The organism is Natrinema gelatinilyticum (assembly GCF_024266705.1).
In the GTDB taxonomy this organism is placed as follows: domain Archaea; phylum Halobacteriota; class Halobacteria; order Halobacteriales; family Natrialbaceae; genus Natrinema; species Natrinema gelatinilyticum.
The window spans coordinates 506,605-528,842 of record NZ_CP100757.1; the positions used below are offsets into that span (position 1 = coordinate 506,605).

The window sequence follows — 22,238 nt, forward strand, 5'->3', positions numbered from 1 at the left end:
CGTTCACGCGTTCGTTCCACCATTCGTTCTCGATTCCGTCTTCGCTGTCCGGATGGCTCACTCGGGCCGGGTGCTTTACAAGTTATAAGTAAAGCAGTGTCGGCCTCTACTTTACAAGTACTTTGTGAAGCTCCGTCGGAGATGTTGACACCGCAAATCGAAGCGTGTGATCGAGGAAGGAACGGCAGACTTCGTGAGACGGTGGCGTGCGACCGTAATCAAACGTTGGCGTACTTGAGGTTGAGTTCGATCGCGTTGGAGGTCGAGCAGACCAACTTGGGGATATCGGACTCCCCTCCCTCGTCCTGCATTCGACTCGCGGGTCCGGAGACGCTGATCGAACCGTGGACAGTGCCGTCGTCGGTGACGATGGGGGCGGCGACCGACCGGAGCCCTTCGAGTCGCTCTTCTTCGTGGTAGGCGTACCCCCGGTCGCGAATCTCGGCGAGCGTCTCGTCGAGCGCTTTGCGGTCGGTTATCGTGTTCTCAGTCGCCTTGGGCAACCCCTTCTCCTCGATGATATCTTCGAGACGGTTCGCCGGAAGATGGGCGAGAATCGCCTTTCCCTGTGCGGTGTAATGGAGATTGGTGCGTCGGCCCACGTACGTATCGAGGTCGACTGCCTGCTCTCCCTTCGCCCGGTACAGGTAGACGCCACACCCGTCGTCCTCGGTCAGGAGGTTCGCAAGTTCGCCCGTTTGTTCGGCCATCGCGTCGATTTCGGGCTTGGAAATCTGGTAGAGTTCCATGTGATGGCGGATGTACCCGCCGAGGTCGAGGAACTTTAGCCCGAGTCGATACTCGTTGCCGTCTTTAGCGACGTACCCGTGTTTCTCCAGCGTCGCGAGGTGGTTGTGAACGACGCTTTTGCTCATATTGAGAGAATTTGCGAGGGCAGTGACTCGGCCACCGTCTTGATTTTTGAGCGCCTCGATAATCGCGAGCGTTTTCTCGGTCGCCTTCACCGGATGTTTTACCTCTTTTCCCATGCCTTGCCATATCACGTCACCGCAGTTGGGTTTAGTTCCTTCGCCCCGAAGGTGTCCCGACAGGTCGCGGCGTCTCTGGAAAGACGAGAGTTGAAACGATGCCTCCGCAGTTCGCTGTTCGGTATCGGATAATCACCGTGGCCTGCGAACGAATTCCTACGTCCGCTCAGAACCCCGGATCATCGGTGCTCGGCTCGGTCTTCACGGTAGAATGACCAATCTCGATAGCGATGCTGACGCTGAGCCGTCGAGGGCGATGCCCTCATAGAATGCTTAGTGTGCGGACGAACGGGATGTACGGTGACGGTACTAGCACTGTTCTATAATGAAAAACAGCATTATTACCGGCGGACTCGTTCTGTGTCATCGATGACCGTATCCTGGTCCGATTTTCGTCGTCCGCAGTTAGTGAATAGACAGTATTACGACAATTCCGCATTCTATAATATAGAACAATCTCGGGATAGTCGGTAGGCGCGTTCAGTTGGCTGATCTCGGCAACTGGCGTCTCAGAGTTGCGGTCGAACCGACGAAAATAATAAGGTGGTCGGTTCTGTTGGATACTGGTATGCGCCTTGACACCGAGTACCTCGGGGAATGGAAGCGCTTGAATGGCTCTCCGTCCGACGCCCCGGAGGGCGACCCCGATGTCGTGTTCACGCACCTGAGTGACCTGCACGGTCAAATCACGCCCGGATACCAGGTATACTACAACAACCCGAAGTCCCGACCCGACCTCGACTTCGAGGGCAAGGACAAGCTCATCGAGAAAGGCGGTGGCGTCCCGATACTGACCGCGAAACTCGACCAAATCCGCGAGGAGTACGGCGAGAACGTCCTTACCCTGATGAGCGGCGACACTTTCCACGGGACCGCCGTTACGACCTACACCCTCGGTAAGTCGATGCTCGACCCCATCAACCACCACCTCCGTCCCGACATCTACATGCCCGGGAATTGGGACTACTCTAACGAGGCCGTCGAGGACGGTAATATGGTGGAACTGATGGAGAGCCTCGACGCGCACGTCCTCGCCAACAACCTCCTCGACTGGGACAGTGAGGAACTCATCTTCGACCCCTACACCATCGAGGACGTCGGCGGGACGAAAGTAGGCGTCGTCGGCATGACCAACGTCTACGTCGACCGGATGATGCCGCTGTTCTGGAAGGAGAAGTACAAGTTCGCGAAGCACCCGCGCCTCCTCGATACGTATGCTCAACGAGCGCGCGACGACGGCGCAGACGTCGTCGTCGCTATCACCGAAATCGGGCTCCAGTGGATGGTCCAGGCTGCCAAGGACTTCGACTCCATCGACGTGATGTTCTCGGCCCACACCCACGAGTACACCCACGAACCCATCGTCGTACAGGATACCGACACCGTGGTCGTCGAATCCGGGATGGGAGACGGCCTCGGTCGCGTCGACGTGCGAATCAACGACGGAGAACTGGAGTTCCGGCACAACCTCTACTGTCTCGTCGAGGACCACGAGTACACCCCGGAACCCGACCCGGACGCCCAACGGACGGTCGAGGAGGTGCGAGCACCGTTCCTCGAAGCAGACGTCGAGGTCGAACGCGGGAACGGCACGCTCGACCGACCAATCGACACCGTCGTCGGTGAGACGGATCAACCACTATACCGCCAGTCGTTCCTGGAGAGCGCCTGGAATACCCTCTACAACGATTCACTCAAACAGTACATGGACGCCGACCTGGCTATCTCCCACGGGTTCCGATACGGGTCGGCCATCCCGGCGGGCGAGGTCACTATCGGCGACCTCTATACGTTCTTCCCGATGACCGCGCCCGTCGCGAAGGGCGACGCGTACGGCCAACAGATCATGAACCACATGGAGAACTTCCTGATGGACAACTTCACGCCGTACGTCTACGACCAGGAAGACGGCCGTCTCCGTAACTACTCCTCGAACGTCGAGGTCACCGTCGACCCGACCGCAAAACGCGGCCGTCGACTCGTCGAGATGACCGTCGATGGCGAACCGATGGACCCCGAGGAGACGTACACGGTGGCGACGCTGCGGCGACCCGGCGACCCCGAGAAGGACCTCGGCAACTGTGGGTTCCCCTTCCGGAACGTCGAGATCGAGAACGGCACCATCCCCGTCGACGTGCTCATCGAGTACTTCGAGAATAACTCGCCCGTCGACTACGACGTGATGGGGCTCGTCCAGACCCCGGAGGACGGCGGCGAGGTCCAGAACACGCCTGCCGACGGCCCGTACCCGCACATCCAGCCCGGCGTCGACTACGCCAACGGCGAGGAGTACTGCGAGGTGTCGATGATTCCCCGGAGTAACGTCCACCTCGAGGAGGCGTTCAACGAAAAGCGGTGACTCGACTGCGGGTACGGAGAGACGCTGCGACTTACGCTTCTTCGGATTCGGCGTCCGAATCGCCGAACGGCACGACCAACACGGGGACGTTGCTTCCCTGGACGACGCCGGAGGTGTTGCTCCCGAGGTGTGAGAGGATGGACGTCCCTTTCCGGCCGATGACGATGCAATCGATGTCGTTCTCGTCCGTGTACCTGATAATTTCGTTGGCCGGGTTGCCCTGACGGAACTCGGTGATGGGATCGAATCCCGGCGGTGACAGCCGACGCATTTGATCGAGTGTCCGTTCACCTTGCCGTTCGACTTCTTCGTCTATTTCGCGCGGGGCTGCAGGCGCTGTGGTCGTGGGGATGATGTCAGAGACGTTGTTCACGAATAATCCGTGGACGTCAGCGTCGTGCGTCTGGGCCAACTCGTAGCCGCGCTTGATCAGCTCGTCCATCGTATCGGTTCCATCGACCGGTATCAGGATCGAATCGAACATACGCGGAGTGAAGGTACGGCGCTCCTTAAACGTTAGTTACGATTGTTGTCCATCTGTCTGCAATTAACCAAATTACAGCTGATTTGTCGAGCTAGGTAATACCATAGATATTTCTATTTGGCCCTAATATTTCCTTAGCGTGGTAACTGCAACCACGACACATCGCAGGTGACTCTAATGCAATCAGGCCACGTCATGGGGCAAATCACGCCCCAAGGACTTATGGGTAGAATCGACTACAAGACGCCAATCGCAGACGTACGGTCGCATGATTCGTACGAACAGTGGCACATTCCCGGCGCCATCCATCTGCCGTACGATGCCGAAGCAGACGAATTCGAGGTAGACCCGCATGAACTATTCGACGAGGGTGAGCGAATCGTGGTGGTATGCGCACACGGGAACACGAGCCGTCGGGCCGCGAGTGCACTCTCGCGTCGCGGCTTCGACGCTGCCACTCTCGAGGACGGCATGCTCGGCTGGAGTCAAGTCTTCGACGTTGTCGACATCGACCTCGGTTCCGACATCGTGTTCAAACAGGCCAAACGCGTCGCCAACGGCTGCCTGTCGTACGTCGTCGGCGCCGACGGCGAGGCGATGATCGTCGACCCGGTCCAGTACACCGACGTCTTCGAGCGCAATCTCAAAAGCGACGAACGATTCCAGGACGAGAACGGGGAGGTCGACGTCAAGTACGTGGCGCTTACCCACATCCACGCCGACCATATCTCGTCCGGTTGCGAACTCGCAGAAAAGCACGACGCCGACCTCATCGTCGGCGCGCCCGTCTCTGACCGAACCGAACAGCCGGGTGGCTGCTCGGAGTTCCGCGCCGTCGCGGACGGCAAGACGCTCGACCTTGGCGGACACGAGATCAAGGTCCTCCATACACCCGGACACACGATGGAGAGTACCTCCTACCTCGTCGACGACGCAGCGATGTTGACGGGCGACACGCAGTTCGTCGACAGTGTCGGTCGCCCCGATCTGGAACACGGCGACGAGGGAGCCGAAGAGCACGCGGAAGTGCTCTACGAGTCGATCTTCGGCAAAATCCTCACCCACGACGACGATGTGTCGGTCTTCCCTGCTCACTACAGCGGTGGAGAGGTCGACGCTGGCACGCCGATCACGGCGACGATCGGCGAGATAAAGGCGACGAACGAGGCCGTCCAGAAAGACTCCAAGGAGGAGTTCGTCGATTACATCGTCGAACAGTTGGGTTCGAAGCCGGCGAATCACGAGGAGATAATCGCGATCAACGAGGGCAAAAACGAGGTCGAAGACCCCGAAATCGAACTCGGGCCGAACAAATGCGCAGTCGAGTAGTGACGCAAGCAAACGCTCAGTAATCAACATGGCAACGAAAAACGCAGCACTCCGGTCGGTAGCGGCATCGAACACCTTACAAACCCAATACTACGGTGAAGTGAAACGGCACCGGTGCGTGGTTCATAATGGCGACTGAAGATACGAAGATCCAACCGAGGCAGTTCACCAAGAACCTGCTCGAATTTCGGTACCGCGAGGTGACGATGGTGGTGGCGACCGGGCTCGTTCTGATTGCCAGCGTGGTGTTGTTTCCCGGTTTCGAAAACGTGACCGCGGGGGTGAACAGCGAAGTGGGCACGGTCACGCTAGCGTTCTTCTTCCTCGTGGCGATTTTTGCAGGTGCGGTCAAGGGCGCGCTCGGCTTCGGGTACGCGCTCATCACGACCCCGGTGTTCGCGACGGTCATCGATCCGACGCTCGCGGTCGTGGTACTGGCCATTCCCCCGTGGATGATTAACGTCTTTCAGGTCGGGGAGACGAAAACTGGGCTGACGTACATCAAGCGCGAGTGGTCGCTCATTACGCTCGCGCTCCTCGGCTCGATCATTGGCGTGTTTTTCCTCAATTCGTTCCAGAAGGGACCGTTGATTCCATTCCTCATCGCGATCTTGCTGCTTGGGTATGTGCTGTTCGAGGTCATCAGTAACTTCGTCGTGATCGAGGAGGCTAGCAACTCCGTCGCTCTCGGCGCGGTCGGCCTTGGTGAGGGGTTCCTGCTGGCGGCCGCGAACCTCGGTCCGCTGTTACCCGCGTACCTGCACACGTTCGAACGCGACACTGAGCGGTACGTCGGCGGGCTGTCGATGGTGTTCACCGTCGTATTCACCGAGCGCATCATCCATATGTGGTTCAACGGGCTGCTGACGCCCTACCGGCTGTGGTTAGGTTCGGCCATCGGAGTCATTACAATTGTCGGACTCTTGTTTGGAACCTATCTGCGCCGCCTCGAAATCGACGAAAAGAAATTCAACTGGCTGGTCATCGTCATGCTGTTGGTCATCGCGCTCAACATCTTCCGCAATACCATTCCGGTATTGTTCCTGTAAGCGGGTCGATGCGATCAACGTAGCGGTCCCATTTTTCTTTCGTGTCGGATACGAACTCGATTTCCGACGGTGTCGCGCCCGAACGTCTACCGTCCGGCTCGCGGTTCACCATCGGTCTAAACTGAATTATCCCCCTAATATTCTTAAAATACAATTTAGGCACTGAATGGAAATTTCGGCGAACGCATACAGATAACGTATGCGAACGTTCGCCGCGCTCGAACAGCGAAAACTATAATGTAAATCGCACGCTTGCTGCATGGTGTTAAGTATCATGATTGGGCAAGCCGGTGATCGCATGGCTGTACAGCCAAGTCACCACGACGAACAACAATGACAGTATGACAAACTACGGGTTCGTCATCGACAATCGACGGTGCATCGGATGTCACGCCTGCACGGTGGCGTGCAAGACTGAACACGACGATCCGATCGGCGTGAACAAAACCTGGGTAAAGTACATCGAGAAGGGCGACTACCCGAATACGAACCGCAACTTCTCGGTGATGCGGTGCAACCACTGCGACGACTCACCCTGCACTGACGTCTGTCCAGTCACCGCTCTCTGGGAGCGCGAGGACGGGATCGTCGACTTCGACCCCGATCGCTGTATCGGCTGCAAAGCCTGCATGCAGGGTTGTCCGTACGACGCGCTGTACATCGACCCCGAAACCTCCACGGCCGCGAAGTGTAACTACTGCTCTCACCGGGTGGACTCAGGCCGTGAACCCGCCTGCGTGACGGTCTGTCCAGAGGACGCCATCATCGCGGGCGACATGGAGAACCCGAACACGGACCTCTCCCAGACCATCGCCGACGAAGAAGTCCAGGCACGAAAGCCCGAGAAAGGGACCGAACCCAAGCTGTACTACGTCGACGGCGACGAAGGTTCGATCACGCCCGGTTCGACCGGCCGCGAAGAACACTACATGTGGTCGGACGCCCCGAACCAGGTCGAAACGCACGGTGCGGCCCGCGAGGACTTCGACCTCCAGAAAGCTGCCGAGTCGCTCGCCGAGTCGGACGTCTCGCTGAACGCCTCGGACGAGGAATCGGCGCGCGCCGACGGCGGACACGCCCACAGCGCTGGCGGCTGTGGCTGCGGCGGTAACTGTGGCTGCGGCGGCGAGTGTTCGTGTGGCTCCGACGATCAGGTCGCCTCGGACGGCGGCTACAGCACGGAAGCAAACACCGGAGCCACGAGCGAGAAGAAAAACCGGACCGCCAAAGCGTACGAACTGCTCAACGAAGAAGCCAGGCGAGTCTACGATATCGGTGAGAGCCACTACGAGTCCTGGGGCTGGGAAGTGTACTCCTACACGATGACCAAGTCCATCTCGGCGGGAATCTTCCTGCTTCCGGCCTTGCTGATGGCGTTCGGACTCCTCGAACCCGACGTCACGGTGATGGGCGTGAGTTCGCTACTCAGTGCAGTGTTCCTCGGTCTGACCGGCGTATTGCTCATCCTCGACCTCGAACAACCGACGCGATTCCACTGGGTGCTGTTGCGGCCGAATTGGAACTCCTGGCTGGTGAAAGGAGCGTACATTATCACCGCGTTCGGCGGCTTCCTCGGCCTGATGGTACTGGGCTGGCTGCTCGGCGCATCGATCGTCGTCAACCCGATCGTGCTGTCGATCGGATCGGTGCTGGCAGCCGCGACGGCCATCTACACCGCATTCCTGTTCAGCCAGTCGAAGGGACGGGACCTCTGGCAGAGCCCTGCGATGCCGCTGCACATGCTCACGCAGGCAATCGTCGCCGGGGCGGCCGCGACGGCGCTCCTCGGTCTCGTCGGTTTCGAGGAACTCGTCACACCGTCGCAACTGGTCCTGGCGGGCGGATTGGTGGTTCACCTCGCGTTGGTGGCCTCCGAACTGTTCACGCCCCACCAGACCGAGGACGCCGAAGAGGCAGCTGCACGCATCGTCCGCGGACGATTCGCCACCGCGTTCTGGGCCGGTGGCATGGCGCTCGGCATCGCGGTGCCGCTGGTCGCGCTGGCGCTGAGTGCATCGCCGGTCGTGGTCGCACTCGCGGGCGTGGCCACGCTCGTCGGACTGTTCGCCTACGAGTATTGCTGGATAACCGCACCGCAGACCATCTCACTCGCATAACATGGGACACGATTTCGATCCGAGTTCGGTCGAGAGAATCGCCCAGAAACTGGGTCTCATCTCGAACCGAACCGACGACACGAATAGGCAACGACAGCGGCGGAAAGCAGACGACGTCGAACGAATCGCTCCAGAGGGCCAGCTGCGGAGCTACCCCGATCCCGAACAGTGGGACGACTGGCGAGAGTACGGGTCGGACGGCGACCCCACCGACTATTCGGTGGTGCCGACCGCCTGTTTCAACTGTGAAGCTGGCTGTGGCCTGTTGACATACATCGACAAGGACACCGGCGACATCCAGAAGATCGAGGGCAACCCCGAACACCCTGGCAGTCGGGGTCGCAACTGCGCGAAGGGGCCGGCGACCGTCAACCAGATCAACGACACCCAGCGCATCGAGTACCCGCTGAAGCGCGACGGCCCGCGCGGCAGCGGCCAGTGGACGCGTACCACCTGGGACGAAGCGCTCGACGACATCGCCTCAGAGATGCGTGAGACCATCGAGGACGGCCGCGAAAACGAGATTACCTACCACGTCGGGCGCCCCGGCCATGAGGAGTACATGGACCGGGTCATCAACGCGTGGGACCTCGACGGCCACAACTCCCATACAAACATCTGCTCGGCGGGCGCGCGAGCAGGCTACGCGTTCTGGCACAAGTACGACCGGGCGAGCGCCGATTTCGCAAACGCAGAGTTCATCCTCCTGCTGTCGGCCCACCTCGAATCGGGCCACTACTTCAATCCCCACGCCCAGCGCATCATGGAAGGCGTGATGGAGGGCGGCCAACTCGCTGTGATGGACCCGCGGCTGTCGAACACCGCGGCGATGTCCGACTTCTGGATGCCGACCCAGCCTGGTAGCGAGGCGGCCGTCCTCCTGTCGATGGCGAACGTCATCCTCCGGGAGGACCTGTACGACGCCGACTTCGTGCGCCAGTGGGTCAACTGGGAGCAGTTCCTCGACGAGCGGCATCCCGACCGGCCGCGGACGTTCGAGAGCTACATCGACCTGCTGAAAAACGACCTCTACGCCGACTTCACGCCCCAGTACGCCGCCCAGGAGAGCGGCGTGGACGCAGAGCAACTCGAGAAGGTCGCCCGGAAGATCGGCCTGGCTGGCGATCGCTTCGCCAGCTACATCTGGCGGTCTGCGGCCTCCGGCAACAAGGGCGGTTGGCAGGTCAGCCGAGCGCTTCACTTCCTGAGCGTCCTCACCGGGTCGGTCGGCACCAAAGGCGGAACGTCGCCGAACGCCTGGCACAAGTTCGACCCGCACCTGCCCAAAGAGCCGCCGCGCCAGAAACTCTGGGACGAACTCCAGCTGCCGGTGGAGTACCCCTTCGCCCACTACGAGTTGAGCTATCTCCTGCCGTACTTCCTGAAGGAGGGTCGGGGTGACATCTCGGTGTACTTCACCCGCGTGTTCAACCCCGTCTACACCTACCCGGACGGCTTCTCGTGGATCGAGGCGCTGACCGACGAGGACAAGGTCGGGATGCACGTCGCGCTGACGCCGACCTGGAACGAGACGGCGTACTTCGCCGACTACGTGCTGCCGATGGGGCACAGTCCCGAACGCCACGACATCCAGAGCCAGGAGACCCACGCTGCGACGTGGGTGACCTACCGCCAGCCCGTGCTCCGGGAATACGCCGAGCGCGAGGGCGAGGACGTCGAGCGGACCTACGAGGCCAACCCCGGCGAGGTCTGGGAGGAAGACGAGTTCTGGATGGACCTCTCGTGGCGACTCGACGAGGACGGCGAACTCGGCATCCGCGAGTACTTCGAGAGCCCGTACCGCGATGGCGAGGACGGCGAGCCCGCCCAGATGTCCATCGACGAGTACTACCGGTACGTCTTCGAAAACGAAGAGAACCTCGTCGAGGCCGCCGAGGAGAAGGGGATGGAGCCCCTCGAATACATGAAACACCACGGCGCGTTCGAGGCCCAGCAGAACCGCTACGGACTCCACGAGGACACGCTCGACTCCGCTATCCTCGAAGAGGACGACGTCTACGTCGACGAGTACGGCACCATCCGCCGCATTCCCGAAAGCGCCACGGTCGAGACGACCGCCAGCGCAGACGGCGGGACGGACGGCGAGGAGGGCGCGGCGGGCACCGAGTCGGTCACCGACAGCGACCTCGGTTACTCGTACGACGAGGTCGACCGCGAGACCATCGCCGAATACGACACCGAAGTCCTCGGCGTGATGGTCGACGGCGAACCCCGACGCGGCTTCCCGACGCCGACCGGCAAACAGCAGTTCTACTCGAAGACCTTGGACGACTGGGGCTGGGAGGACGAGGAGTACGTCGTCCCGAACTACCTCAAGTCCCACGTCCACCCCGAGAACATCGACTACGAGAACGGCGAGATGGTACTGGTGCCGACGTTCCGACTGCCGACCCAGATTCACTCGCGGTCCTCGAACTCGAAGTGGCTCGAAGAGATTTCGCACAACAACCCCGTCTGGGTCCACACCAAGGATGCAGAGCGCCTCGGCGTCGAGACCGGCGACCTGATTCGGGTCGAGACCGACATCGGCTACTACGTCAACGAGGTGTGGGTGACCGAGTCCATCAAGCCCGGCATCGTGGCGATGAGCCACCACATGGGCCAGTGGAAGATCGACCGCGACAACGACGGCGAATCCGACGGCGACTTCGACGAAGGCGGCGACCCCTACGGGAAGGTGACAGTCGACCTCGACAACGACCGTGCGATGTGGGGGATGCGCCAGACCTCCGGCATCAAGCCGTTCGAATCCGAGGACCCCGACTCAGAGCGCATCTGGTGGACCGACGGCGGCGTCGCCCAGAACCTCACCCACGCACCACATCCAGACCCCATCTCGGGGATGCACTGCTGGCACCAGAAAGTGACCGTCAAGCCTGCGGGGGAAGACGACTACTACGGCGACATCTTCGTCGACACCGACAAGTCGATGGAGATCTACCGCGAGTGGCTCGACGATACCAACCCCGCGCCGGGCCCCGACGGACTCCGACGGCCCAAGTGGCTCAAACGCCCCATCGCGCCACCGACGGAGCCCGACGAGGACGATGCGTGGTACGTCGACGGTCCGGTCGGGCGGTCGGAACGCTGGGACCCCGACAGTCGAACATCCACGACGGAAGACTGGTCGGCGGACGACGACTGATTGAACAACCATGGATGCACGACACCAATCCGACGAACTCACCGCACGCGTCCGGCGCGCGCTGGCCGACGCCGAAATAGCCCGTGATGTGCTGTTCACCGGGCTCGCCGACCTGGATGCGCTGGCGGTGCGTGTCCGAGAGCAAACGGCACAGGTAACCGTCACGCTCCCGATTCCCTCGGCGATGGTCCGCGACGCCATCGCACGAGACGTGACGCACGTCGCTCAGGACGTCGATGGTGTCTCGACTGTCGAGTGTCGGTTCGAATCCGAAGTTCCGAGCTTCGAGGACCGCGTCGATTTCATCCCGGAGGTGAAAAACGTCGTCGCGGTTGCCAGCGGCAAGGGCGGCGTCGGCAAGAGCACGGTCGCAGTGAACGTAGCGTCCGCGCTCGCGGCCGCTGGTGCGACCGTCGGGCTACTTGACGCGGACATCTACGGGCCGAACGCACCAACGATGCTCGGCCTCGAAGAGCGAACGCCGGACGCGACGCTCGACGATCAAATCGTCCCGCGGGAGGCTCACGGCGTACGAGTGATGAGTATGGACTTCATCGTCGAGGAAGACGACCCCGTCATCTGGCGCGGGCCGCTCGTCGACGAGTTCATCAAGCAACTGTTCAGCGACGTCGAGTGGGGAGACCTCGACTACCTGTTCGTCGACCTCCCGCCTGGCACCGGCGACGCACAGCTCTCGTTGGTCCAACACCTCCCGGTCACTGGTGCGGTAATCGTGACGACGCCCGAGCCGGTCGCGGTCGATGACGCTCGCCGCGGCCTGCAGGGCTTCGCTCGATACGGCGTCCCCGTCCTGGGCATCGCGGAGAACATGGCGAGTTTTGAATGCCCCGACTGCGAGAGTGAACACGACATCTTCGACGCGGGCGGCGGCGAGAGGCTAGCGGCTGAGTTCGACATCCCGGTGCTCGGCAAGCTCCCAGTCGACCCCGCGGTCGGCACGTTGGACCCCGATACCGACGAGGGGACACCCGGCGTCTCGATTCCGGGCATCGGCCGATTACAGCTCCCACGGATGCGCGAGGAACGCGAGCGCTCCTCGACCCTTCCGCCCATCGCAGTCAGAGACGGTGGGGGCGACTCCCGCGCTGCGATGGAACGGCTGGCGACGCGAACTGCCGCACGCATCAACAGTCTGGCCGTTTGACGGAGGACGACAGATAATGATAGCATCGACTGACCTCGCGCACGAGGTGACAGGCCTGGTCCTCGCTGGCGGACGAAGCACCCGGTTCGGCGACGCCGACGAGCAGAAGGCCGTCGCGACGGTCGGCAGGCAGACGCTGCTCGGCCGCGTCGTCGAGGCGGTCACCGCGGCGACGACTCGGCCGCCGGTGGTCGCCGTCCGTTCCGACGATCAGCGCGATGCGTACGCCGAGGCTGTGTCAGCTAGCGATGTGTCGTTCGCAGTCGACGACGGCGCGTTCGACGGTCCGCTGGCCGGACTGTTCGGCGGCATCGATACCGTCGACTCTCAGTGGCTGTTCTGTTGTGGCTGTGATATGCCGTTACTCTCATCGGCGGCGATTCAGTGGCTCGTCGACGAACTCCGCGGCAGGAGCTGTCCGTCCGAAGGACGCCCGGACGCGGTCGCGATTCGACACCCCGACGGAACGACCGAGCCGCTGCACACGCTGTATCGACGGTCGTCAGTAGCGCGTGCGCGGGCAGAACTCCCGCGAAGTGCCGGACCGCGTGCGCTACTGGAGACCCTCGACCGAGTCGTGACGCTCCCCGTCGAGGCTACACCCCCACGAGTTCCCATCGAGGAGTCGACGACCAACGTCAACACGCGAACCGACCTCGAGACGGCGGTCCAGCGGTTGCTACCCAACCAGTAACTACCATGGAAGAACACGTCTCCGGATTCGTGGTCGAGAGCGACTGGGCGGACGTCGTCGAACACGGCAACCGGATAACGGCTGCCTTCCGAATGGTGACGAAACTATCGCCGTTCTACTTCGACGACGAACTCGTCAGCGCCACCATCCAACAGCATCGGCTGACCGACAAGTACGGGTACACGTTCGAGATGAACATCAACGACGACGAACGAACGGACGCGGTCCGCACACTGATCGTAACCGTAGAGAGCGAGATAGACCGCTGGCACCACGCCGCGGAGACAGAGACAGACACGCCGAAGCGTCCGAGGGAATCGACGTCCCCGACGACTGACGCCGCGGGGTGACGGAACGACACCGACACAAACGAGATGATAGGACTGAACACGTTGGCGACGCTCGTCGTCGCGGCCGGAGCGAGCCTGTTCATGGCCTGGACCATCGGTGCGGGGTCTTCGGGCTCCACGCCGTTCGCACCGGCCGTCGGCGCGAACGCGATCTCCGTGATGCGGGCTGGCTTCGTCGTCGGTCTGCTGGGATTCGCTGGCGCGGTGTTCCAGGGTGCGAACGTCTCGGCGACGATCGGAAAGAGTCTCGTCGAGGGCGTCATCCTCTCGCCGATTGCGGTCGTCGTCGCACTGTTCACTGCGGCGGCGCTGGTCGCCCTCGGCGTCTACACCGGCTATCCGATCGCGACGGCGTTCACCGTGACCGGCGCCGTCGTCGGGGTCGGAATCGCGCGCGGTGGAAATCCAGCGTGGGCGACATATCGCCAGATAGTCGGCCTCTGGGTCGCGGTGCCGTTCGTCGGGAGCTTCCTGGCGTATACGACCGCGTCGCTTCTCAGGGACGAGCGCGTCTCCGAACGAATCGCCGTTCCGGTTCTCGCCGGTATCGTCGGACTCACGCTCGCGAACATCGAGTTCGTATTCCTCGGCTCGTCCGGGGAAAGCACCTCGCTGGCTGCTGCCACAGCCCCATCTCTCGCGTCTCTCCCGCTCATGGACGTCACGCTCGCACAGCTCGCGGTCTCGCTCACCGTCGCCGTCGGTTGTGGGTCCGTCGTCGCATCGGACGTTCGATCGGATGCCACAGCTGGCCAACGTCGCTTCCTGCTCGTCCTCGGCGGGCTCGTCGCATTCTCCGCAGGCGGCAGTCAGGTTGGACTCGCAGTCGGCCCGCTCTTACCGCTCCGCGACACCGTCTCCATCCCTGTCGTCTGGCTACTGGTTGGCGGTGGAATCGGACTACTGGTGGGGTCGTGGACCGGCGCTCCCCGATTGATCAAGGCGCTCGCGCGGGATTACTCCTCGCTCGGTCCACGGCGGTCCATCGCGGCGCTCATCCCGTCGTTCCTCATCGCGCAGGCGGCCATTCTGTTTGGAATTCCCGTATCGTTCAACGAAGTTATCGTTTCTGGGATCATCGGAAGCGGATACGCTGCCGGTGGGTCGGACGTGAGCAAACAAAAAATACTGTACACGATCGCCGGATGGGTCGGCTCACTCGCACTTTCCCTCGGCATTGGATACGCTGCCTATTCCGTCGTAACGGGCGTATTTCTCAAAGGTGGAATATAGCGTATAAGAAATATTATACAACGGTTCTGGCTCGATGTTGGCTACGACATCCCGGAACGACAAACGTCGTCTCGGCCATAATAATAAACTATTTTAGGTTTAATTTGAGCCATGTCAACTTCCTGTTACCGCTGTGTATCTTACGCGATTGCTATTGACCTACCTATTTTCTGTTAGAATCAGCATGACCAACACAGAGAACGCTCCGGGTTGCCAGAGCCAACGGACTCAGTACGACCGAGCGATGAAAACATCGTAACGGAGAACAATAGGTACTGACTATGGAAGAAGAGGTCGGCGACCAAATCGATCAGGACGTGGTCGATGCGATTAGTTCGCTCGGAAACGCACATCGACTACAAATATTGATGGCGTTAGATAACGTGGAGCAAGAGCATCAAGAGCCGTGGCACACGATGTCCTTTACGGAACTGTACAACGCGATGGATGTCGACAGCACGTCCCAGTTTTCGTATCACTTGGACCGGCTCGTCGGGCAGTTCGTACGTGAAACGTCCGACGGATACAGACTCACGTACAGCGGCCACAAGATCGTACGCACGATCGTCTCCGACGTGTACGAAAGTACTTCGACGTTCGAGGACAGCGAGGTTTCTGGGGTTTGCCTCTTCTGTGAAGCGGCCTCGCTCATCGCGACGCTCGATGCCGAACAGTTCCGAATTCGCTGTACGGAATGCGATGCGATCCTCATCACTGACTTCTTCCCGCAAAGCCAAACGCGTGACCGGTCGCCAATGGAGGTGATCGAGAGCTTCGGATACCGTATCTGGAGTATGTACGTTCAGCTACGAGGCGACGTCTGCCCGGAGTGTTTCGGCCCGGTCGAGAGAACTGTTGACGTGTACGAACACGGCGGGAAACCGGTTCACCTCCACGTCAATTCGTGTCGCGAGTGCCATCACAGAGTCAGTTTGCCCGTCGAAGTGCCAGTCGCGTTTCACCCGGCGGTCCACTACTCGTTTTGGGAGCACGGTATTTCGGTACTGGACGTTCCACTGTGGGAGTTTTTCGAGTATCTCACATCGGGGACGATTGCAACGACGATCGTCTCCGACGATCCGTTCGCAGCGTCGTTCGACGTTACGCTGGCCGACGAGTCGCTCCGTCTCAGCATGGACGAGACGGCGACGGTCACACTCGAGCGATCTGATGGTGAGAGCTCCACTACATGACATCCTCCGCGCCGTAAACGGCGCAGTTTCCTCCCTGGGAGTCTCAGCCGGTCTACGCGTCCCTGGACGCAACAGTCCCGCCACGGTGAACGGTACTCGGGTTTGTGCGCTGGTCGTTGGGACGGAGAGAGCGGAGTGACTCCTTAGCTGTAATTGAGGGCGCTAAGCCCCCTTCTGCTCACGGCGACGCCGTTCGCATGGTCAGCGGGACCGACGGTCCCGCGCTATCCGCAGCGAGCGAAGCGAGCAGGGAGGGGAGACAGCGCCCGCACGTCTTGGTTTCGTGTGAATCGGCACCCTTATTATCCCTTCGGTTGAAGGTGGTAATAAGATGCTCACCACGCTTCCGGCGGTGTTCAAACGCGACAACAAGCGTGCATCGTCGGTTGTGGCCGAGTGTCGAACCGGTAGGAGTGGGACACTCCGAACCACCTGTCAAGGGAAGCCGCCTGTGGAGTCTGGAACCGTCCGCAGAACGCCGTTGGCGTTCTGCCGGGCCGCACGAGACGCTCCGCGTCTTGTGGACGCTGTGGGATCTGTTCCTGCACGTTCCGACACAGAAACAGGACGCTCCGTCCGCACCAAGCGAGGGCTGGGTAAGCCCGAGCGCGGTAGGGCAGGGTAGTTCACTTCCGACAGCACGTGTCGGAACACTCGTCCCTCACGGGAAGGGCAGGACTCTCTTACTGTCAAAGGTAGCCGCGATCGGAGTACCCCCCGACTTTGGCCGACATTGATGGCGCTGAAACGTGGAAACCACATTCCGACCGCAGGGAAGGGCCAACAGCGACGAGCGTCACGAGCGTACGGTCCCTTCCGAGTCAGACCGTCGCAAAGAACCCATACGGAGCGATCGTGAACTACAAACGGGAGCGATTCGTTGCTCATATCGTCGCTTACACTGTTGAAAACGCGGCCCTCATCGCAGGGACGTCCCGTCATCTGAGATCCCTGCTAGTGGTCTTCTCGAGCCAACTGATCTCCGGATTCCGAACACCGGCCCGTATCTTGGCGGCAGTCGATCGACGCTTCGGAGTGCATTCGTCACCGTCCGCCGATGGCCTCCCGGGCGAAGGTCTGGAATTCGTCGGTCCGCATCGCACGTAGCGTCACACCGAAGTGACCACAATCCCACTCGAGTCGGTTCGCCGCTGGGACGTCCCACTCGTCCAGCGTTTGCCGTAATGTACCGTATTTCGTCATATCGTCGGCTAATCCACCGACGGGATAGATTTCGTCGGGGGCGATTCCGGGAATCGATGGAGTAGTGAGTAGATCGTCGAGTGCGGCCATGTTGTCCACGTTCCAGCCGGCCTCTCGCAGTGCAGCCGTCACTCCGAGGATCTCGGTCAGCGAACTCTCGAACAGTAATTCCGAGACGTCCGCCGATGCGGCCACCGGGAGGGCGAAGTCGGGTCGCATCGACTCGGGCCACACGTCTGCATAGCTCGTAACGAACATCGAGACGATCCCGCCCATGCTGATACCGCCGACGCCGACCCGAGGTGCGCCGCGGTCGCGGGCCCACTTCGTGAGCACCGCTATTTCTGCGGCCTGTGCCTCGTACAGTTCCACTGCGCTCACGGGCATTTTGGCTAAATAGGGCTCGCCAGTGTAGAAACCCGTCCGTTCGCGGCGTCCGTGCCATGGCGGAATCGGTAGGATAACGCGACAGCCTGCGGGGGCCAATCGGCGTCCGACGTATTCCTCCTCGGTCCAGTATTCCATCACGTCACACGCCATCGCCAGCCCGGTCCCGAAGATGAGCGTCGGAAGCGGCTGGCTCTCGGGTGCGTCCCAGGGTTCGTACACACGGGCGTATGCCTCGTCGTCGATGAAATTCGAGGGAGAGGGGAACCGGAGGAGATATTCCCTCGTCTCGGGCCCCTGCATGGTCTCCGACGAGTGTACGTCAGGAATCGATTCGGGCGCCCCGTACACAGTCTCAGGGGACAGGTCGCTCCAGTCCTCGATCGTCGACGCGGGATCCGGAATCGAAAAGTCCACGATATCGATCCATCCGGCCTTGCTGAGGAATTTGAACGTCTTCTGCGGGGAGACCCACTGTCCGCCCGCTTCTCGCCGCTTCGTCTCGAGTTCGTTTCGTTCGTCGACGGTCGATACCTGACCGTTCCAGAAGTGCTGGTTCCACTCATCCGAAATGCGTTGGAATCGGGCTCGAGCGTCCCGGTGGCTGTACAACGCTTCAGAAATAGAGTCGCGCATCCCCGAATCGACGGACTCTGGCGTGTCCAGTTCGCGGAGGAACGCGTCGACGTCCGTTCCTGCGACGTCCGCTGCGGCTCGAGCGCGAAGGACCGTAAACTCGCGGTCCACGGATGCGATTTTGAATCGTTCGAACAGACCGGAGTGGAAGAGACGCCCGACTGGCGACGTGATAACCTTATGAATTCGGGGCGTCCGGAGCTGATTGCTCATACGAACTGATTCGACGAGCAGCTATATGAATATGATTGTTCTCTCGTTCATATGAGACGATAGAACCCCAACATGCGGCTCGAGTGTTCGAATATTGCGGAAAGATCGATCGATACCCATATGAACGTGCAGGTGTATCGATTCATATTGAGCGGGTACTGGCGCCGCATACGACGTCCGGGCCGTCGATACCCGATACCGATAAACGATTCATGCCACAATTCACCGATGACCGGCGTCGCGAGATCCGGCAGTCGCTACTTCGAACGGGAAGAGAACGATTTGGGGAGTACGGACTCGAGGAAACGAGCATCGCAGAGCTGACCGACGATGCCGACATCGCCGCGGGAACGTTCTACTCGTTTTTCGACTCGAAAGAAGAACTTCTCGCGGCGATCCTCCAACGAGAAGCGGAGACGGTCTACGAAGATCTCCGCGAAGCCCTTCGTGATCACGAAGACGACCCCGAGACGGGACTCCGGCAGTTCCTCGAGATCGCCAGCGACTCCATCGTGTCGAATCCCTTGTTCCAAGGAACGATAGATCGCGACGAACGTAAGCGCCTTCGAGACGAACTCGATCAGGGCACGCTACGATCGACGCGACTCGAGAAGCGGTCGGTGCTGATTCCGCAACTCAAAGACTGGCAGCGGCGAGGCCTGATCATCGACGCAGATGCGGAACTCATCGCCCAGTCGCTGATCTACGTGTCCTCCCTCCCACTCCATCGGGACGAGTTCGGAACCGATCAGTATCCGATGGTCCGCGATTTTCTCTTCGACTTGGTGGTCTCGAGTCTCGTCGTTTAGACATCGGTCGGCCCCTGGTCATTCGACCATCGTCGGACTTCGCTCGAAATATCTCGCGGTGAGTACTCAACTGGGGTACGGCGAGTACTCGAGAGCCGAGTAGTCGATGCTGCCACAGCACCGTGAATGAACGGAGACCGGGGAGGGAACTCAGCCGCTAATATTATCAATAAACCAGTTAAATAAATTATTTTATAATATAGATGAAATATTGCCACTTGTCCCTGTTATAGGGGCATAGACCCTAAGTTGGGGCTATTTGAAATCCGATACATCTATCCAAATGTATCCCCTCGGTGGCTCCATGAGGGGGAGTCGTATTCTGGCCGTGGTCGTCGTGACAGGTCTCGTCGTCCTCGCGGGATGTGGCGCTATCGTCACTGAGGACGCGCCAACAGGGACGACTGACGATTTGCCGGACGGAACACAGAACGGACCGATAGCGAGTCCGAACGGAACGCTCTCCGTCCATTTCATCAACGTCGGCCAGGGGACGAGTACGCTGATTGTGGGGCCGACGAACGAGACCATGCTCATCGATTCGGGGGACTGGTCCGACGACGGCGAACACGTACTCGCGTATCTCAGGGCCCGCGACATCGAGCGAATCGACTACCTCGTGACGACGCACGCGGATGCGGATCACATCGGCGGCCACGAGGCAGTCATCGACTACTTCGAGACACGAGGAGAGGGAGTCGGTGCAGTGTACGACCCCGGGATCACGTCGAATTCGCAAACGTACAGCGACTACCTGAACGCCATCGAAGAGTACGACGTGATGCTCTACGAGACGCGGGCCGGAGACCGGATCCCGCTCGAGGGGGTCGAGACCGACGTGCTCGCGCCACCTGCCGAGTATCTCGCGAGCGACGATCGGAACGAGAACAGTATTGTCGTTCGACTCGGCTTCGGCCGCTCGAGCTTCCTGCTGCCAGGGGACGGAGAAGCAGCCAGTGAGCGGTACCTCGTCGACGAATACGGGTCCCAACTGAACGCGACTGTCGTGAGAGCGGGCCATCACGGAAGCGAAGCCAGCTCAGGGAGCGAGTTCCTGGACGTCGCTGAACCGCGCATCGCCGTCATCTCGAGTGCGTACGACTCCCAGTATGGCCACCCCGACGAAGAAGTACTCCAGCGGTTTTCTCAGCGGTCGGTCCGGACGTACTGGACGGCGACCCACGGAGATGTCGCGTTGACGAGCAACGGGTCGGCGATCACGGTCGCGACCCAACGTGACGCCCCGACTACACCGCTCGCGCTTCGAGACGGGGAGCCCATCGAACCGGATTCCGACGAGGCGATGCCGGTCCGCGCGATCGTTCCAGTGGGTGGGTCGGCGACAACGACGACCGTGGCCGACGGCGGAGCGACGACCGAGCCGACGGGAGAAGAGAGTGCGCTGTCGATCAGTGCGGTTCACGAGGACGCCCCGGGGGACGACACCGTCAATCTGAACGACGAGTACATCATACTCGAAAACACAGGTACCCGACCGCTCGACCTCACCGGCTGGTCGGTCACCGACGAGGCGGGTCACGCTTATACGTTCCCGAGCGGATTCGCGCTCGATTCAGGCGCGCGGGTTACGCTTCACACCGGCAGCGGGACGGACTCCTCGAGTGACCTCTACTGGAGTTCCGGCAGCGCCATCTGGAACAACGCCGGAGACGTTATTATCGTGAGAAACGATAGCGGAACTATCGTGCTTCAGGAGGAATACCAATGACGTGCGACGGAACCTACACGGCGGTCGTGGACCGCTTCGAGGACGACCTCGCAGTGTTGTTGCTCGAAGACGACGGCGAAACGACCGGCGAACTGGTGGTCAACGAAGACCGACTCCCCGAGAGCGGACGACACGTCGGTGCAGTAGTGGACGTCGAACTCGAGGACGGAAAACCGGTCCGGATCACGTACGAGAACCAAGAGACGAACGATCGAGCGACGGCGGCACGACGGCGATTCGACGAGTTATCCCAGCGACCACCAGCGACGGACGACGAATCCGACTCGCGCTGAACCTCTCACGCGATATATGAGTGCCACGTGGGGTCGGTGGCAAAGAACAGGGTCCCATCGTCAGTATCACTACCTTTAACGGCGAGAGATAGGGATTAGCAAAACAATTCATAGTTTTGCTTCAGTGCTCTTCAGAGACTGACAAATATGCAGTGACGAATACAGCGCGCGAATGCAGCATGGATTGCCGCCCCAGTCAGAGGATAGCCCGATTGTTCAGTAGAGGTCAGGCATTTATCGATGCAAGGGTGTATTGTTACTTTGTATGCCCGAAGAAGTTCTGTTCAAATCAGAGAGTGGCCAAACCCGAGAAGAAATCGCATCGTATCTTCACAGCGTCGCTGAGAAGTTCGAACAAGGCGATGCTGTCACGCTAAAATCTGGTTCCGAGTCCGTGACGATAGAACCGCCAGCCCGCCCGACGTTTGAGGTCAAAGCCGAACGCGAGGGGCCAACAGACGGGCCCAGTAAATTGAGTATCGAGTTCGAACTCGAATGGGACGAGAACGGCAGTGAGGGGGACGTCGGAAGTGACCAGTTAGAAATCGAGTGATCAATTAGCACATCTTCACAACACTGCTTTTAGCGTTCTTTCTAAGTGAGAAACGGAAACTGATGATGGAGACTCTCAAACGGTAAGTGTAGCTTCAACCATGAACTTGTGAGTACATCATCCTACGATCAAACTGCCAGTTCCAGCTCATTTTTCTGAAGCCATGTAAGATACACAGCGCAGATGTAGCAGGGAAACGACATACCTCCGGTTACCTCGAGTCGTTAAGTACAGAGAATCGGTATATCACGTCGAGTTGCAATTTATCCAGGTTCTGTCAGAAGCTG

Annotated in this window: 17 protein-coding genes; 14 read left to right on the forward strand and 3 right to left on the reverse strand. The window is 60.3% G+C overall.

Going from position 1 to position 22,238, the window contains the following annotated elements; translation table 11 throughout:
• Positions 1–218 precede the first annotated feature (218 nt).
• Complete coding sequence (locus NJU76_RS20425; RefSeq protein WP_254533648.1) at positions 219–989, reverse strand: IclR family transcriptional regulator; 771 nt, start codon at positions 987–989, stop codon at positions 219–221.
• A gap of 568 nt (positions 990–1,557) precedes the next feature.
• On the opposite strand from NJU76_RS20425, the gene NJU76_RS20430 reads away from it, so the two are divergent.
• The gene (locus tag NJU76_RS20430) at positions 1,558–3,348 is read left to right on the forward strand and encodes a bifunctional metallophosphatase/5'-nucleotidase (RefSeq protein WP_254533649.1); all 1,791 of its coding nucleotides are present in this window, start codon (positions 1,558–1,560) and stop codon (positions 3,346–3,348) included.
• 31 nt (positions 3,349–3,379) lie between these two features.
• On the opposite strand, the gene NJU76_RS20435 is transcribed toward NJU76_RS20430, so the two are convergent.
• Positions 3,380–3,832, reverse strand: coding sequence for a universal stress protein (locus NJU76_RS20435; RefSeq protein WP_254533651.1), 453 nt, complete (start codon positions 3,830–3,832; stop codon positions 3,380–3,382).
• 177 nt (positions 3,833–4,009) lie between these two features.
• Here NJU76_RS20435 and NJU76_RS20440 point away from each other — a divergent pair, with 177 nt between their 5' ends.
• From NJU76_RS20440 to NJU76_RS20480, 9 genes are all read left to right on the forward strand, one after another.
• Entirely contained in the window at positions 4,010–5,161 is a 1,152-nt protein-coding gene (locus NJU76_RS20440) for an MBL fold metallo-hydrolase (RefSeq protein WP_254533653.1), read from the forward strand.
• Between the two features lie 128 nt (positions 5,162–5,289).
• A complete protein-coding gene (locus tag NJU76_RS20445) occupies positions 5,290–6,210 on the forward strand; it encodes a sulfite exporter TauE/SafE family protein (RefSeq protein ID WP_254533654.1) in 921 nt (306 codons plus the stop codon).
• Between the two features lie 341 nt (positions 6,211–6,551).
• Entirely contained in the window at positions 6,552–8,327 is a 1,776-nt protein-coding gene (locus tag NJU76_RS20450; protein WP_254533655.1) for a 4Fe-4S dicluster domain-containing protein, read from the forward strand.
• 1 nt (position 8,328) lies between these two features.
• Positions 8,329–11,493, forward strand: coding sequence for a molybdopterin-dependent oxidoreductase (locus NJU76_RS20455; protein WP_254533656.1), 3,165 nt, complete (start codon positions 8,329–8,331; stop codon positions 11,491–11,493).
• Positions 11,494–11,503: 10 nt separating this feature from the next.
• Positions 11,504–12,658 (forward strand): Mrp/NBP35 family ATP-binding protein, encoded by a 1,155-nt coding sequence (locus NJU76_RS20460; protein WP_254533658.1) that lies wholly within the window; start codon positions 11,504–11,506, stop codon positions 12,656–12,658.
• Between the two features lie 16 nt (positions 12,659–12,674).
• Positions 12,675–13,352 carry a molybdenum cofactor guanylyltransferase gene (locus tag NJU76_RS20465; RefSeq protein ID WP_254533659.1) on the forward strand — a complete coding sequence of 226 codons (678 nt, stop codon included), beginning with the start codon at positions 12,675–12,677 and terminating at the stop codon, positions 13,350–13,352.
• A gap of 5 nt (positions 13,353–13,357) precedes the next feature.
• On the forward strand, positions 13,358–13,702 hold the full coding sequence (locus NJU76_RS20470; RefSeq protein ID WP_254533660.1) for a DUF5828 family protein: 345 nt from the start codon (positions 13,358–13,360) through the stop codon (positions 13,700–13,702).
• 24 nt (positions 13,703–13,726) lie between these two features.
• Complete coding sequence (locus NJU76_RS20475; protein WP_254533662.1) at positions 13,727–14,935, forward strand: inorganic phosphate transporter; 1,209 nt, start codon at positions 13,727–13,729, stop codon at positions 14,933–14,935.
• A 281-nt stretch (positions 14,936–15,216) separates the two neighbouring features.
• A complete protein-coding gene (locus NJU76_RS20480) occupies positions 15,217–16,128 on the forward strand; it encodes a DUF7351 domain-containing protein (RefSeq protein WP_254533663.1) in 912 nt (303 codons plus the stop codon).
• 1,044 nt (positions 16,129–17,172) lie between these two features.
• Here NJU76_RS20480 and NJU76_RS20485 read toward each other — a convergent pair.
• A complete protein-coding gene (locus NJU76_RS20485) occupies positions 17,173–18,567 on the reverse strand; it encodes an alpha/beta fold hydrolase (protein ID WP_254533664.1) in 1,395 nt (464 codons plus the stop codon).
• Positions 18,568–18,779: 212 nt separating this feature from the next.
• On the opposite strand from NJU76_RS20485, the gene NJU76_RS20490 reads away from it, so the two are divergent.
• From NJU76_RS20490 to NJU76_RS20505, 4 genes are all read left to right on the forward strand, one after another.
• Positions 18,780–19,376, forward strand: a complete 597-nt coding sequence (locus NJU76_RS20490; protein WP_254533666.1) for a TetR/AcrR family transcriptional regulator — start codon at positions 18,780–18,782, stop codon at positions 19,374–19,376.
• Positions 19,377–19,680: 304 nt separating this feature from the next.
• Complete coding sequence (locus tag NJU76_RS20495; protein ID WP_254533667.1) at positions 19,681–21,105, forward strand: lamin tail domain-containing protein; 1,425 nt, start codon at positions 19,681–19,683, stop codon at positions 21,103–21,105.
• On the forward strand, positions 21,102–21,398 hold the full coding sequence (locus NJU76_RS20500; RefSeq protein ID WP_254533669.1) for a DUF3006 domain-containing protein: 297 nt from the start codon (positions 21,102–21,104) through the stop codon (positions 21,396–21,398). The genes NJU76_RS20495 and NJU76_RS20500 overlap by 4 nt, the downstream gene beginning before the upstream one ends.
• A 265-nt stretch (positions 21,399–21,663) precedes the next feature.
• A complete protein-coding gene (locus NJU76_RS20505) occupies positions 21,664–21,951 on the forward strand; it encodes an amphi-Trp domain-containing protein (RefSeq protein WP_254533670.1) in 288 nt (95 codons plus the stop codon).
• Positions 21,952–22,238: the final 287 nt, after the last annotated feature.

Coding starts and splice junctions, on each gene's coding strand:
- NJU76_RS20465 (WP_254533659.1), top strand. CDS start 12,675: ATGATAGCATCGACTGACCTCGCGCACGAGGTGACAGGCCTGGTCCTC.
- NJU76_RS20460 (WP_254533658.1), top strand. CDS start 11,504: ATGGATGCACGACACCAATCCGACGAACTCACCGCACGCGTCCGGCGC.
- NJU76_RS20445 (WP_254533654.1), top strand. CDS start 5,290: ATGGCGACTGAAGATACGAAGATCCAACCGAGGCAGTTCACCAAGAAC.
- NJU76_RS20440 (WP_254533653.1), top strand. CDS start 4,010: ATGCAATCAGGCCACGTCATGGGGCAAATCACGCCCCAAGGACTTATG.
- NJU76_RS20430 (WP_254533649.1), top strand. CDS start 1,558: ATGCGCCTTGACACCGAGTACCTCGGGGAATGGAAGCGCTTGAATGGC.
- NJU76_RS20485 (WP_254533664.1), bottom strand. CDS start 18,567: ATGAGCAATCAGCTCCGGACGCCCCGAATTCATAAGGTTATCACGTCG.
- NJU76_RS20480 (WP_254533663.1), top strand. CDS start 15,217: ATGGAAGAAGAGGTCGGCGACCAAATCGATCAGGACGTGGTCGATGCG.
- NJU76_RS20475 (WP_254533662.1), top strand. CDS start 13,727: ATGATAGGACTGAACACGTTGGCGACGCTCGTCGTCGCGGCCGGAGCG.
- NJU76_RS20505 (WP_254533670.1), top strand. CDS start 21,664: ATGCCCGAAGAAGTTCTGTTCAAATCAGAGAGTGGCCAAACCCGAGAA.
- NJU76_RS20500 (WP_254533669.1), top strand. CDS start 21,102: ATGACGTGCGACGGAACCTACACGGCGGTCGTGGACCGCTTCGAGGAC.
- NJU76_RS20455 (WP_254533656.1), top strand. CDS start 8,329: ATGGGACACGATTTCGATCCGAGTTCGGTCGAGAGAATCGCCCAGAAA.
- NJU76_RS20490 (WP_254533666.1), top strand. CDS start 18,780: ATGCCACAATTCACCGATGACCGGCGTCGCGAGATCCGGCAGTCGCTA.
- NJU76_RS20435 (WP_254533651.1), bottom strand. CDS start 3,832: ATGTTCGATTCGATCCTGATACCGGTCGATGGAACCGATACGATGGAC.
- NJU76_RS20470 (WP_254533660.1), top strand. CDS start 13,358: ATGGAAGAACACGTCTCCGGATTCGTGGTCGAGAGCGACTGGGCGGAC.
- NJU76_RS20450 (WP_254533655.1), top strand. CDS start 6,552: ATGACAAACTACGGGTTCGTCATCGACAATCGACGGTGCATCGGATGT.
- NJU76_RS20495 (WP_254533667.1), top strand. CDS start 19,681: ATGAGGGGGAGTCGTATTCTGGCCGTGGTCGTCGTGACAGGTCTCGTC.
- NJU76_RS20425 (WP_254533648.1), bottom strand. CDS start 989: ATGGGAAAAGAGGTAAAACATCCGGTGAAGGCGACCGAGAAAACGCTC.